Source organism: Duganella levis (genome assembly GCF_009857605.1).
Taxonomy (GTDB): domain Bacteria; phylum Pseudomonadota; class Gammaproteobacteria; order Burkholderiales; family Burkholderiaceae_D; genus Rugamonas; species Rugamonas levis.
The window spans coordinates 24,516-38,075 of sequence record NZ_WWCT01000031.1 but is presented as its reverse complement, the minus strand read 5'-3'; the positions used below and the strand labels follow the sequence as shown (position 1 = coordinate 38,075).

Sequence of the window (13,560 nt, the reverse complement as noted above, 5' to 3'; positions counted from 1 at the left end):
GATGCGCTGGCGGAAGCGCAATCGCTGAAGCAGGTGTTCGCGTAGAGGCTCGTCAGCCTTAGCGCGCGACGGCTTCCGATACTACGCCATGGCGTCGCTCGACAGCGCGCACAACCATCGCCCGCATGTCGTTCAGCAGCGAAAACTCGGTCTGGCTCAGCTGGATCGGCGGGAAGGATTCATCCCAGTCGCCATACAGGAAACCAGCCGGCTGACCATTGGCTGACAACGGCAGGATGACAAAGCTGCGCGCTTCGGCCAGCGAACTGCGCCACCACAGCGGCAGCTTGGCCGAGAACTTGGCGTCGTGGGCGTTTTCGATGAAGATCACGCGGTCGCTGTTCAACGCCGCATGAAACACGTTCGGCTCGTAGGCGTCGTCGAACGTCATCGCCGACAACAACTCGCGGGTGCCTTCGCCGAAGCTGATTTTGGCCGCGTATTTGTTCTCCTTGCGGTTGCGCACAAACGCCACCGCGCGCGAGAAGTCCAGGCCTTTGTACACCGTCTCCAGTGCGATCTGCACCATCTGGCCGGGACTGGCGCTATCCAGCACATCGCGCATGTCGGACAGGCCGCTGAGCAGGATCTTGTTGCCGGCCGCGCGCTGACGCGTCTTGGCCAGCGCCTTGGCGCGGCGTTCGGCGGGACGCGACAGCGGCGCGATGGTCAAATCATTTGCGGCGATGACCTTGGCCTGCTCGATGGCGTGAATCAGATTCGGCGCTTCCACGCCCAGCATGCCGGCATAGCTTTCGGTCAGCTGCTTGACCTTTTCGGCGCCGTCGGCGTCGTCGTGCCACAGCGATTCCGCGCAGCGCGCGGCCATGGTGGACAGGGCGGCGATCCAGTCCGCAGGCGAAAGTTCCTCTCCCGCTTCGACCGGCGCCAGCGTGCGCATGCCGTTCAGCAGCGACTTCGGCAAACCCCAGTGCACCGCCGCCGCATGGCCTACTTCTTCCAGGCTGACACCCAGCAGTTCGGGCGCCGCTTCTTCCACCGTGCGTCCGTCTTGGTCGGCCAGGCGTTGCAGCTCGTTCCAGCGCTCCGGCATGTAGTAGGTCAGCATCATGCGGCCCAGCGTGTGCAGCATCGAGCACACCACGGCCTCTTCGCCGTGACGGCTTTCGGCGGTGTAGGCGATCTGCTGCGCCACCAGCCCGGCCAGCACGGCCTTTTCCATTTCGATGTGGGCGACCGTGGTGTCGGTCGACGTCGTCGCCAGTTCTTCAATCAGCTTCAGGCCCAGCGCCAGATGGCCGATCGCTTCGGTGCCCAGCACCAGTACCGCTTTCGATACCGTGTTCACATGCTGGCCGAAGGCCGAGTACATGCCGCTGTTGGCCAGCCGCAGCACCTTCTGCGTCAGCACCGGATCGGACAGCACGGTGCGCGTCATGTTGAATTCCTGCTCGTCCTCGCCGCGCATGGCGCCGAGAATGGCGGTGATGGCCTTGGCGAAGCCCGGCATGTCGCCGCGCCGGCGCGTGCAATCACCCAGCTCGCTCAGCGTCTTGTTGCCCAGGGCCGTGCTGGCCTTGTAGCTGTTGATCATGGATGCACCTGCCGCAGTTCGGCCGGCACCACCTTGGCGTGAATGCTTTCCTTCAGCGCCGCCAGCGCCACATTGGCCGCCATCGGCTTGCCGGTCAGGTAGCCCTGGATGTACTGGCAGCCGCGTTGTTCCAGATAGTGCAGTTGCTCTTCGGTTTCCACACCTTCCGCCACCACCGACAAATCCAGGTGCTTGGCCAGATCCAGCACGGCATTGCAAATGGCGCCGTCCTTCTGCGAACCGGGCAGGTCGCGGATGAAGGTGCGGTCGATTTTTAATACCGAGATCGGGAAGCGCTTCAGGTAAGCCAGGGAGGAATAGCCGGTGCCGAAATCGTCAATCGCGATGCGCGCCTTGCGTTCGGCCATTTTAGACAGGATGGACTCGGCGTGCACCGGGTCGATCATCAGCGTGCCTTCTGTGATTTCTAAAACCAATTGCTCACCAAGTAGGCCGGAGAAAGCAATTGCGTCATCCAGCACATCCAAAAATTTATCGTTGCGGAATTGTCGGGGACTGATATTAACAGAGATGTACAGGCTGCGCTTGGCCACCTCTTCGAACTGCTTGAGCTGTACGCAAGCCGCCTTCAGCGCCCACGCGCCCAGCAGATTGATCAGGCCGTTGGTCTCGGCGATCGGGATGAAGCGTGCCGGCGGCACCATGCCCAGCGTCGGATGCTTCCAGCGCATCAGCGTTTCAAAGCCCTGGATCTCGCGCGTATGGGCGTCGACGATCGGCTGGTAGTACAGCAGGAATTCGCCTTCGCGCACGGCCTGGAACATGGCCGCTTCCAGCGAAATGTCATGCTGCGGCGGACCGGCCAGATCCTCGCTATAGACCACTGCGCGCGCCTTGCCGGTTTCCTTGGCGCGCGACATGGCGGCGTCGGCCAGGGCCAGCAGGCGGATGTCATCCTCGCCGTGCTGCGGATAGACCGAGACGCCGACCGAGGCGCCGACATAAATCGTGTGGCTCCCGATTTCAAACGGCGACTGCAAGGTGGCGATCAGGCGGCCGGTGACCAGCTTGATCTGCGCTTCGGTGGCAGTGCCGGGCAGGATGGCGACGAATTCGTCGCCGCCCACGCGGGCAAGCGTATCGCTGTCGCGCAGCGTCTTGCGCAGGCGTTGGGCAGCCATGCGCAACAGCGCGTCGCCGATCGGATGGCCGAGGCCATCGTTGACTTTCTTGAAGCCGTCCAGGCCGATGGAGGCGACAGCGAAGCCCTGCCCGGAGCGGCGTGAGTTAGCGATCACCATGCGCATGCGGTCCGACAGCAGCAGACGGTTTGGCAGTTCTGTCAAAGCGTCGTGCGTGGCCATGTGACGCAGGCGTTCTTCGGTGGCGTGCTGCACCGTCATGTCGCGGCCGATCACCAGCAGTTCCGGCGCGCCGTCGGCATTGGCGTAGCAGGAAATGCGCAGCTCGTGCCAGATTTCGAGATCGGGGGTTTTGATGCGCGCTTCCAGTAACTGCGGGGCGCGCGACGCCAGCGCGGCGGCCAGCACCGGCGGCAGCAGGGGCTGGTCGCCGTCGGCCAGCAGTTTGACCAGGGCCGTGCCCGCCAGCGGCGCCGGGCTGCCGATACGGGCAGTCGCGCGGTGGCTGGCAAACAGCAGCTGGCCCAGCTGGTTCAATCGAAATACAACATCGCCAGCCTCCTCCATGAGGTTATCCAATTCATGACGCGGCTGGGGCAGAACACTGGTTGGCATCGCGAAGATTTACTCTTTCAATTTATGCATGTAACAGTTTGGTGGCGCTTGTCTTGCAAAACCAGAACGCAATGTATCACCGATGCCACTGAAATTACATGAAAAAAGACAACATTCCAGCGACTTTTGTATAAAACTCTTGAGTTGGCTCTAAAAACCACTTTCTACAGGGGGAAAACGCCTTTGCGCAGGACTGGATTGATGGCGGTTTGACAAAAATACCGGCTCTCGATATGCAGCGCATGGTCGAAGTCCACTTGCAGCCCTTCGACCATCGCGCACAGGATGGCTTCGGCTGCCGGATGGGGGCCGCCGGCGCGTTCGCGCAGCTTGGCGGGCGCCGCCTGCAGCAGCGCCCGCAGCGGCGCCGAATCGATGGCGCCGCCGGGCAGCCGGTAGTGCCGCGCTTGCCATGGCTGGCGGCTGGCGCGCGTGTCCTGGGCATTGCTTGCCAGTTGTGCCAGTTCCGGCTCACCGGCCGCAATGTCGTGCAGCAGGCCGGCTTGCTGCGCCTGCGTGGCGCTCAAGACCGCGCCATCGAGCAGCAAGGGCATCGCCGCCTGCACGCCGGCCAAGCGCACGGTGCGGGCGATTTCGCCGGCCACCGGCGCCAGTCCCAGTTGTACCTGCGGCAGGCTGACGCGCGCGTCGTGCAGGCCGATGCGGTGCGGGCAGGCCAGCGCCAGGCCCAGCGCATGGCCGCTGACTTCGCCGGCCAGCGCGGCGATCACGGGAATGCCCAGACTTTCGAGGCGCAGCAGCAGCGCGTTGTAAGCTGTCAGCATGTGCATGCAGTCGGCGGCCTGGGCTGGTGTCAGCGCCATCAGGTGTTCCAGTTCGTGGCTGGTGGCGCCTTGATCGGCATCGAAGCCGATGATGACGGCGGATAGCTTGTCGCGCTGGAGTTCCAGTTTGTCCAGCAGCGTCGCCAGTTCGCGCTGGAAAAGGCGGCTCAGTGGATTGATGGTGCGCGCCTTCATCAGTACGCTCAGCGCGGCGCCGTTTTGGTGGGTGGTGATCATCTTATAGCCGCTCTATGATGGTGGCGATGCCGATGCCGCCGCCAACGCCCATTGCCACCAGGCCGTAGCGCAGGCGGCGCGTTTCCAGTTCGTCGAGCAGGGTGCTGACCAGCATGCAGCCGGTGGCGCCCGGTGCGTCGCCCAGCGCGATGGCGCCGCCGTTGACGTTGACCTTGTCGCCCGCGATGTCCAGTTCGCGCAGGAAGCGCAGCACCACGGCCGCATAGGCTTCGTGGACTTCAAACAAGCTGATGGCGTTGATTGGCAGCCCGGCTTTCTTCAGTGCTTTGCGCGTGGCGGCGACTGCACCGGCCAGCATCAGCACCGGATCGGCGCCGGTGATGGCCGCCGCCACGATGCGGGCGCGCGGTTCCAGCCCCAGCCGCGAGCCGGCGGCCTTGCTGCCGATCAGCGTCAGCGCCGCGCCATCGGCGTTGACGCTGGTGTTGCCCGCCGTGTGCAGGTGACGCAGGCGTTCCAGCTGAGGATGCTGGCGCAGCGCCACGCTGTCGAAACCGGATTCGCTCTGCGCATCAAACGACGGCTTCAGGCTGGCCAGCGCTTCCAGGCTGGAGCCGGGTTTGAGGCATTCGTCTTGCGCCAGTACCGGCACGCCATTCTGGTCGCGCACCGGCACCACGGCGCGGAAGCGGCCTGCGCTGCTGGCGGCCGCGGCGCGTTGCTGCGAACGCAGCGCGTAGGCGTCCAGTTGTTCGCGCTGGCAGTCGTCCAGCGTGGCGATCAGGTCGGCGCTGATGCATGGCGGCACGTAGCCGGTCAGCAAACTGGTTTCCGGGTCCAGCGACCAGGCGCCGCCGTCGGCGCCGGGCGGCACGCGCGACATCGATTCGACGCCGCCGGCCACCAGCAAGTCATCCCAGCCGGAGCGTACTTTCTGCGCCGCCAGATTGACCGCGTCCAGCCCGGACGCGCAAAAGCGGTTGAGCTGGGCGCCGGCCACTTTGCAGTCCCAGCCGGCGGCCAGCGCGGCGATGCGGGCGATGTTGGCGCCCTGGTCGCCGACCGGCGTGACGCAGCCCAGTAATACATCGTCGATGAGGGCGGTGTCGATCTGGTGACGCGCCTGCAGTTCGCGCATCAGGCCGGTGACCAACGAAATCGGCTTGACGCTGTGCAGGCTGCCGTCCGGCTTGCCGCGACCGCGCGGGGTGCGGATCGCCTCATAAAGATACGCGTCGCTCATGGCATCTCCTTTTGAATATGCTAGTCTGAGCATTGTTCAAGAAAACTGACAACAGCAGTTTGAACGGAGACAAAATGCAGGCTTTCGATACCCACGAAGTGCGCAATACTGTTGCGCCGTTTGAGAATATCAACCTGTTTGCAGCCGATCCGGCCTTGCAGGAAGCGCTGGCGCGCGAAGGCGCCGGCGACGCGGCCGCCGCGCTGCATGCGCTTGGCGCCGAATTGGGCAAGGCGAAAACGCTGGATCTGGCGCGTCTTGCCAATCTCTACACCCCCAAGTTGCACAATTTTGACCGCGAAGGCCATCGCATCGATGAAGTGGAATTTCACCCGGCATGGCATCAACTGATGGCATTGCTGATCGGCCATGGCACGCATGCGTCGCCTTGGCTGGGTGGCGCCGGCGCGCAAGTGGCGCGGGCGGCATGCTATTTGCTGTTCGGCCAGGTGGAGAATGGTTCGCAATGCCCGGTGACGATGACCTACGCCTCGGTGCCAGCGTTGCGGCAAGCGCCGCGTATCGCGCAGAAGTGGCTGCCGAAAATCCTGTCTACGCAATACGACCCGCGCTCGTTGCCGATCGAACAGAAACACGGCGCACTGATCGGCATGGGCATGACCGAGAAGCAGGGCGGTTCCGACGTGCGCGCCAATACAACGCGCGCCGAGCCGGTGCCGCTGTCCGAAGCGCGCGCCTTGTTTGGCGAGGAGGGCGACGACGTATTCCGCGTCGTCGGCCACAAGTGGTTTTTCTCGGCGCCGCAAAGCGATGCGCATTTGATCCTGGCGCAGACCGATACCGAGGGCAGCGCCGGCCTGTCGTGCTTCTTCCTGCCGCGCTACCTGCCGAACGGCGAGCGCAACGCCATCCGCGTGCAGCGGCTCAAGGACAAGGTCGGCAACCGTTCGAACGCGTCTTCGGAAGTGGAGTTTGCCGGCGCCTATGGCTGGCTGATCGGCAAGCCGGGACGCGGCATTCCCACCATCCTGGAAATGGGCAGTCACACCCGACTCGATTGCGTGCTGGGTAGCGCCGGGGCGATGCGCGCCGCCTTGACGCATGCGCTGCACCACGCCCGACGCCGCGTAGCGTTCGGCCGTCCGCTGGCCGAGCAGCCGCTGATGCAGAATGTACTGGCCGATCTGGCGCTGGAATCCGAGGCCGCCACCGTGCTGGCAATGCGGCTGGCGCGCTGTTTCGACGAGTCGGCCGATCCGGCGCAAGCGATGCTGGCGCGCATCCTGACGCCGGCCGGCAAGTACTGGGTCTGCAAGCGCGGGCCGGGCTTCGGCGCCGAGGCGATGGAAGTGATCGGCGGCAGCGGCTATGTCGAGGACAGTCCGCTGGCGCGGCTGTACCGCGAATTGCCGGTCAACTCGATCTGGGAAGGTTCGGGCAATGTAATGTGCCTGGATTTGCTGCGGGCGTTCAGCAAATCCCCCGAGGCGCGCGAAGCGCTGGCGGCCGAACTGGCGCTGGCCGGCAGCGGCGATATTTTCTTCGTCGCCTACCGCAGCACGCTGCTGGCGGACCTGGCGCAGCAGCAGGCCGATGAATTCAGCGCGCGCGTGCTGGCCGAGCGGGTGGTGCTGGCGGTGCAGGCGGCATTGCTGCTGCGGCATGCGCCGCCGTATGTGTCGTCGGCATTCGTGGCGTCGCGCCTGAAACGCGAGCCCGGCGGCACGTATGGGCGGCTGCCGGGCGGCCTCGATTGTGCGGCAATTCTGGCGCGGGCGTTGGTGGAATAGGGCGCCGGGCTTGTATAATGCGGCATATAACTATCTGAACAAGAGCTACCTAATGAAACAAGATCCGCGCTTTCCTAACCTGTTCATCACCGACCATCCACTGATCCAGCACAAACTGAGCCACATGCGCGCCAAGGATACGTCGACCCGTACCTTCCGCGACCTGCTCAAGGAAATCACGCTGCTGATGGGTTACGAGATCACCCGCGATCTGCCACTGACCACCCGTAACATCGAAACCCCGCTGATGACCATCGACGCGCCGGTGATCGCCGGCCGCAAGCTGGCCATCGTGCCGATCCTGCGCGCCGGCATCGGCATGAGCGACGGCCTGCTGGACCTGGTGCCGTCGGCACGCGTCGGCCACATCGGCGTGTTCCGCGATCCGGCAACCCACCAGCCGGTGGAATACCTGGTGCGCCTGCCGGATACTGTCGAGCGTACCTTTATCTTGTGCGACCCGATGGTGGCGACCGGCAATTCGGCGGTGCACGCGGTGGACGTGCTGAAAAAGCGCGGCGTCACCGATGAACAGATCATCTTCCTGTCGCTGGTGGCGGCGCCGGAAGGTATCGAAGTGTTCCAGAAAGCCCACCCAGGCGTGAAGATCTACTGCGCCTCGCTGGATTCCCACCTGAACGACCACGCTTACATCGTGCCTGGACTGGGCGACGCTGGCGACCGTATCTTCGGCACTAAATAATATGGCTACGCCTGTCGATCCAGATTTCCGCGCCCGCCTGGCGGCCCTGAACGAAAAGTTCGCCGCCACCGTGCCCGGCACGCTGGCCAAGATCCGCGCCGCGCTCGACGAGTGCAAGGCCGGTGGCGAGCAGCCGTCGCAGGCGGCGCTGCATCAGCTGCATGAAGTGCTGCATGGCGTGGCGGGATCGGCCGGCACCTTTGGCTTCACGGTCTTTGGGCAGGAGGCACGCCGCGTCGAGCAGCTGGTGCGCGCGGTACTCTCTAGTAATAGTGGCTGGCCGCCGGTGGTGCCGGAAGTCGAGAAGCTGCTGGCGTGGGCCACCCGTGACGCCAAGGCAACGAGCTTCGAATGAGCCGTGCGCTTGATGTGGATCAAACACGATAGTATTAAGATGTCTATAGTGACAATCACTGCCCAACGCGAGCGGTTTTTACTAAGAAAAACAGCACTTTGCATTTATTTTTACGAAAACGTGCTTTTCTCTCGTAAATGGGTATAATACGGCATCGTTTAGATTCAAGAGTAGTACAGTTTGTCTTTCTTGCCTCAAAAACGATATCACGGGCGCAAGCCCAAATTAACTGAAATAGGAATTGTAATGGCAACTGGTATCGTAAAATGGTTCAATGACTCGAAGGGTTTCGGCTTTATCACCCCTGACGAAGGCGGCGAAGATCTGTTCGCTCACTTCTCGGCGATTCAGTCGGCTGGCTTCAAGTCGCTGCAAGAGAACCAACGTGTTTCCTTCGAAGTAACCGCTGGCCCTAAAGGCAAGCAAGCTTCGAACATTCAGCCAATCTAATACGCTGGATCTAACGATCAAGAAATCCTCGTTATTCGAGGATTTTTTTTTATCTGTTCACTTTGCGCCAGTAGTCTTGCTGCGCATAGGTATGACGCAAGAAGTCCACAAACGCCCGTATCCGCAACGGTAAATGGCGACGCTGCGCAAACACCGCGTAGATGTCATTGCCCGGCGCTGAATAGTCGTCGAGCACGGTCTGCAATTTGCCGGCCTCGATCGCACTGCCCACTTCCCACATCGACCGCCACGCCAGCCCTTTGCCGGCCAAGGCCCATTCGTGCAGCACCTGTCCGTCGTTGCTGGCCATATTGCCGTTCACTTTGAGTACCGTATTCTTGCCGTCTTCACGGAAGGTCCAGCCGCGCTGGCTGCCTTCGCTGCTGATCGCCAGGCAGTTGTGCTTGCTTAGTTCGGCCAGCGTTTTCGGCTCGCCGTGGCGTTTCAGATAGGACGGCGCGCCGACCACCACCCGCTGGTTGTCCGCCAGCTTGATGCTGACCAGGTTGGAATCCGGCAGGCTGGCGATGCGGATCGCCACATCAATGCCTTCGCCGACGATATCGACCACGCGGTCGCTCATGTTCAGCGTGACCGTGACGTCGCGGTGTTCGGTCAGAAAGGAGGGCAGCAGCGGCGCCACGTGCTGGCGGCCGAAGCCGGCCGGGGCCGAGATCATCAAATGCCCGGTGGCGTGCAAACTGCGTTCGGCCACGGCCGATTCCGCCTCTTCCAGCTCGGCCAGGATGCGCTGGCAATCTTCGAGGAAGGCGGCGCCTTCGTCGGTCAGCGCCAGCTTGCGCGTGGTGCGTTGCAACAGCTTGACGCCCAGCCGCGCCTCCAATGCGTCCAATCGCCGCCCGATCATCGCCGGCGCGATGCCTTCGGCGCGCGCGGCCGCCGATAAACTACCTCTTGCAACCACCTCAACAAAGGTGGAAATCTGCCTGAACTGCCCCATAAAGTCTCGTCTCCGTCACTTTTTACTAAAACGCATAGATGAAGTGATTTTTAGTCTTGTTTGTATAACTAACGAGTGAATATACTTTATAAAAACACCGCAATGCAACAAGCTTATAATGAGATTGATTCGTTAATATTTTTTACGGAGACTAGCGCATGACCACCATCACTTTGCCAGCAGGCATGGAAATTACCGGCGACATCAAGCCCGGCTACGAAGCAATCCTGACCCCGGACGCATTGGCGCTGGTGGCCAAGCTGAGCCGCGAATTTGAAGTGCGCCGCCAGCAATTGCTGGCCGTACGCGTCGAGCGCGCCAAGAAACTGGATGCCGGCGAGCGTCCAGATTTCCTGGCCGAAACCGCACACATCCGCAGCGGCGACTGGAAAATCGCGCCGATTCCGAAAGCGCTGGAATGCCGCCGCGTGGAAATTACCGGTCCGGTCGAGCGCAAGATGGTGATCAACGCCCTGAACTCGGGCGCCGACAGCTACATGACCGACTTCGAGGATTCCAACACGCCAAACTGGGACAACCAGATCACCGGCCAGATCAATATGAAGGATGCCGTGCGCGGCACCATCGCGCTGGAGCAGAACGGCAAATCCTACAAGCTGAACGACAAGGTCGCGACGCTGGTGGTGCGTCCGCGTGGCTGGCACCTGGATGAAAAACATGTGCTGGTGGATGGCAAGCGTATCTCGGGCGGTATTTTCGATTTCGCGTTGTTCATGTTCCACAACGCCAAAGAGCAGATCGCGCGCGGCGCCGGTCCGTTCTTCTACCTGCCGAAAATGGAATCGCACATCGAAGCGCGCCTGTGGAACGACATCTTCGTGCTGACCCAGCAGGAACTGGGCCTGCCGCAAGGCACCATCAAGGCGACCGTGCTGATCGAAACCATCCTGGCCGCCTTCGAGATGGACGAAATCCTGTACGAACTGCGCGAACACAGCTCGGGCCTGAACGCCGGCCGCTGGGATTACATCTTCTCGTGCATCAAGAAGTTCAAGCTGGACAAGGATTTCTGCCTGGCCGACCGCGCCAAGGTGACCATGACCGCGCCGTTTATGCGCGCCTACGCCTTGCTGCTGCTGAAGACCTGCCACAAGCGCAACGCGCCGGCCATCGGCGGCATGGCGGCGCTGATTCCGATCAAGAACGATCCGGAGAAAAACGACATCGCCATGGGCGGCGTGCGCACCGACAAGGCGCGTGACGCCACTGACGGCTACGATGGCGGCTGGGTTGCGCACCCGGGCCTGGTCGACCTGGCCATGGCCGAATTCACCAAGGTGCTGGGCGACAAGCCTAACCAGATCGAGAAACAGCGTCCGGATATCGACGTCACCGCCGCGCAACTGCTGGACTTCAAGCCCGAAGCGCCGATTACCGAGGCCGGCCTGCGCTACAACATCAACGTCGGCATCCACTACCTGGGCGCCTGGCTGACCGGCAACGGTTGCGTGCCGATCCACAATCTGATGGAAGATGCGGCCACGGCGGAAATCAGCCGTTCGCAAGTGTGGCAATGGATCCGTTCCGACAAGGGCGTGCTGGAAGACGGCCGTAAAGTCACGGCCGACATGGTGCGCGCGATGATTCCGGAAGAACTGGCCAAGGTGCAGGCTGCCGCGCCGGGCGGCGATGGTCCGACCTATCCGCGTGCGGCGCAGATCTTCGAGCAGATGTCGACCTCGGCAGCGTTCGAGGAATTCCTGACGCTGCCGCTGTACGAAGAAATCTAAGCACTACGGCCCGCAAGGGCCGTTTTCTTTAGAAGTCGTTTTTCCACAAACGTAGCGCGGTGAAGGTCGCCAGCGGCGTATCGATGCGATCGAGACGCCCGGCCTTCACCAGCTGCTCCGCAATCGCCGGCTCGCGGTAACGCAGGAAGGGGTTGGTCGTCTTTTCCAGCGCGATGGTGCTTGGCACCGTCGGCACATCGTGCTCGCGCTTGTCGGTTTCCACCTTCACCCGTTCTTGCAGCGCCACATTGTTCGGCTCCACCACGCGCGCGAAGCGCAGGTTGGACAGCGTGTACTCGTGCGCGCAATACACCAACGTATCGTCCGGCAACGCGGCCAGCTTGCCCAGGGAACTGATCATCTGCGCCGGCGTGCCTTCAAATAGACGGCCGCAACCGCCGGCAAACAGCGTGTCGCCGCAGAACAGCCAGGTCGGTGCGTCAGCCGATGCCTCGCGGACATAGGCGATATGGCCCATCGTGTGGCCAGGCACATCCAGCACATTCAATTTCAGCGCCAGGCCCGGCACATCGACAGTCTTGCCTTCGCCCACCGGCAACGTGACGGTGGCGATGGTCTCGTTGCGCGGACCGAAAACAGGAACCTGATAATGCTGTAATAATTCAGGAACGCCGCCAATATGGTCAGCGTGGTGATGGGTGAGTAGAATGGCGGTGAGCTTGAGTCCGTTCGCTTTCAGCGCCGCCAGGATCGGTTTGGCGTCGCCAGGGTCGACTACTGCGGCATGTGTGCCATCATGTATCAACCACAGGTAGTTATCGCGGAATGCTGGAACCGTTAGAACAGTGAGAGCTTGAGTAGAAGATATGGTCATTGGATTGCAAAAGGCTAAGCATGGATAAGGCGGGGTCGGAGAAATCCATTATAGCGCTGGAAGGCTGGCTGCAAACGCCCGCAGGCGTGTACCTGCGTGCGTGGGAACAAAGCTGTCTCGATAATTTAACAGCGGATATCTTCGGCTACAACGCCGTGCAGATCGGCATGCCGCAAATGGACGCGCTGGCGGCCAGCCGCATGCCCTATAAAATCCTCGCCGACCGGAAAGTGCGCAGCGCGGATGAACCGGCGCGGGCGGTGTCGGTCACGCTGGATTACACCGAATTGCCGTTCGCCTCGCAAAGCATCGACCTGGTGGTGTTGCCGCACGTACTGGAATTTTCCACCGACCCCCACCAGGTGCTGCGCGAGGTCGAGCGGGTGCTGATCCCGGAAGGGCAGGTGGTCATCTGCGGTTTCAATCCGGCCAGCCTGTGGGGCGCGCGCCATGTGCTGCGGCGCGTCGGCGGCACCTCGTTTCTGCCGCGCACGGAGGAACTGATCTCTATGCCGCGCATGAAAGACTGGTTAAAATTATTGAATATGAGCGCCAGCCAAAGCCACTTCGGCTGCTACGCGCCGGCCTGCCGCACAGAAAAATGGCTCAACCGCTACGCCTTCATGGATAATGCCGGGTCGCGCTGGTGGCCCTACCTGGGCGGCGTCTACATCGTACAAGCCATCAAGCGGGTCAAGGGCATGCGCTTGATCGGTCCGGCATGGAGCCGGAAAACGGCAAACGCCCCGGTGGCAGTGCCGGTTACAAACAAACAACGGGAACAGCAGGATGGAAGATAAGGTCGAAATTTTTACCGATGGCGCATGCAAGGGCAACCCGGGCCTGGGCGGCTGGGGCGCCTTGCTGGTGGCCGGCAATGCCGAGAAGGAAATCTGCGGCGGCGCGCGCGACACCACCAACAACCGCATGGAGTTGCAGGCGGTGATCGAAGCGCTGACCGTACTCAAGCGGCCGTGCACGGTGGTGCTGCATACCGATAGCCAGTATGTACAAAAAGGCATCAGCGAATGGATCCATGGCTGGAAGGCGCGCGGCTGGAAGACCGCGAGCAAGGAGCCGGTCAAGAACGAAGACCTGTGGAAGGCGCTGGACGCCGCGCAGCAGATGCACAACGTCGAATGGCGCTGGGTGCGCGGCCACAATGGCCATCCGGGCAACGAGCGGGCCGACATGCTGGCCAACCGCGGCGTGGAAGTGGCGCGCGGCCGCTGATATACTGCACGTTGAAATTCAT

At 62.2% G+C, this 13,560-nt stretch carries 13 protein-coding genes; 7 read left to right on the top strand and 6 right to left on the bottom strand.

Annotated features, from left to right (window positions below):
- Positions 1-58: 58 nt before the first annotated feature.
- From GTP69_RS27345 to GTP69_RS27330, 4 genes are all read right to left on the bottom strand, one after another.
- The gene (locus GTP69_RS27345; protein ID WP_161057845.1) at positions 59-1,555 is read right to left on the bottom strand and encodes an HDOD domain-containing protein; all 1,497 of its coding nucleotides are present in this window, start codon (positions 1,553-1,555) and stop codon (positions 59-61) included.
- On the bottom strand, positions 1,552-3,225 hold the full coding sequence (locus tag GTP69_RS27340; RefSeq protein ID WP_161057844.1) for a putative bifunctional diguanylate cyclase/phosphodiesterase: 1,674 nt from the start codon (positions 3,223-3,225) through the stop codon (positions 1,552-1,554). The genes GTP69_RS27345 and GTP69_RS27340 overlap by 4 nt, the downstream gene beginning before the upstream one ends.
- A 212-nt stretch (positions 3,226-3,437) precedes the next feature.
- Positions 3,438-4,295: an enoyl-CoA hydratase/isomerase family protein gene (locus GTP69_RS27335; protein ID WP_161057843.1), complete on the bottom strand. Its 858-nt coding sequence runs from the start codon at positions 4,293-4,295 to the stop codon at positions 3,438-3,440.
- Position 4,296: 1 nt separating this feature from the next.
- Positions 4,297-5,499: an acetyl-CoA C-acetyltransferase gene (locus tag GTP69_RS27330; RefSeq protein ID WP_161057842.1), complete on the bottom strand. Its 1,203-nt coding sequence runs from the start codon at positions 5,497-5,499 to the stop codon at positions 4,297-4,299.
- Between the two features lie 74 nt (positions 5,500-5,573).
- Here GTP69_RS27330 and GTP69_RS27325 point away from each other — a divergent pair, with 74 nt between their 5' ends.
- The 4 genes from GTP69_RS27325 (at position 5,574) to GTP69_RS27310 (ending at position 8,758) form a co-directional block, all read left to right on the top strand.
- The gene (locus tag GTP69_RS27325) at positions 5,574-7,250 is read left to right on the top strand and encodes an isovaleryl-CoA dehydrogenase (RefSeq protein ID WP_161057841.1); all 1,677 of its coding nucleotides are present in this window, start codon (positions 5,574-5,576) and stop codon (positions 7,248-7,250) included.
- Between the two features lie 52 nt (positions 7,251-7,302).
- A complete protein-coding gene (gene upp / locus GTP69_RS27320) occupies positions 7,303-7,953 on the top strand; it encodes a uracil phosphoribosyltransferase (RefSeq protein WP_161057840.1) in 651 nt (216 codons plus the stop codon).
- A gap of 1 nt (position 7,954) precedes the next feature.
- Positions 7,955-8,308 carry an Hpt domain-containing protein gene (locus GTP69_RS27315; protein ID WP_161057839.1) on the top strand — a complete coding sequence of 118 codons (354 nt, stop codon included), beginning with the start codon at positions 7,955-7,957 and terminating at the stop codon, positions 8,306-8,308.
- 246 nt (positions 8,309-8,554) lie between these two features.
- Positions 8,555-8,758: a cold-shock protein gene (locus GTP69_RS27310; protein ID WP_020703630.1), complete on the top strand. Its 204-nt coding sequence runs from the start codon at positions 8,555-8,557 to the stop codon at positions 8,756-8,758.
- 49 nt (positions 8,759-8,807) lie between these two features.
- Here GTP69_RS27310 and GTP69_RS27305 read toward each other — a convergent pair whose 3' ends face one another.
- The gene (locus GTP69_RS27305; protein WP_161057838.1) at positions 8,808-9,719 is read right to left on the bottom strand and encodes a LysR family transcriptional regulator; all 912 of its coding nucleotides are present in this window, start codon (positions 9,717-9,719) and stop codon (positions 8,808-8,810) included.
- Between the two features lie 158 nt (positions 9,720-9,877).
- Between GTP69_RS27305 and aceB the strand changes: the two genes are divergently transcribed.
- Positions 9,878-11,470 carry a malate synthase A gene (aceB, locus tag GTP69_RS27300; protein ID WP_161057837.1) on the top strand — a complete coding sequence of 531 codons (1,593 nt, stop codon included), beginning with the start codon at positions 9,878-9,880 and terminating at the stop codon, positions 11,468-11,470.
- A 28-nt stretch (positions 11,471-11,498) separates the two neighbouring features.
- Here aceB and gloB read toward each other — a convergent pair whose 3' ends face one another.
- Positions 11,499-12,305 carry a hydroxyacylglutathione hydrolase gene (gene gloB / locus GTP69_RS27295; protein WP_161057836.1) on the bottom strand — a complete coding sequence of 269 codons (807 nt, stop codon included), beginning with the start codon at positions 12,303-12,305 and terminating at the stop codon, positions 11,499-11,501.
- A 20-nt stretch (positions 12,306-12,325) separates the two neighbouring features.
- On the opposite strand from gloB, the gene GTP69_RS27290 reads away from it, so the two are divergent.
- Both GTP69_RS27290 and rnhA read left to right on the top strand, forming a co-directional pair.
- Positions 12,326-13,105 (top strand): class I SAM-dependent methyltransferase, encoded by a 780-nt coding sequence (locus GTP69_RS27290; RefSeq protein WP_110847733.1) that lies wholly within the window; start codon positions 12,326-12,328, stop codon positions 13,103-13,105.
- Positions 13,095-13,538, top strand: a complete 444-nt coding sequence (gene rnhA, locus GTP69_RS27285) for a ribonuclease HI (protein WP_161045375.1) — start codon at positions 13,095-13,097, stop codon at positions 13,536-13,538. Before GTP69_RS27290 ends, rnhA begins: the two co-directional genes overlap by 11 nt.
- Positions 13,539-13,560 lie beyond the last annotated feature (22 nt).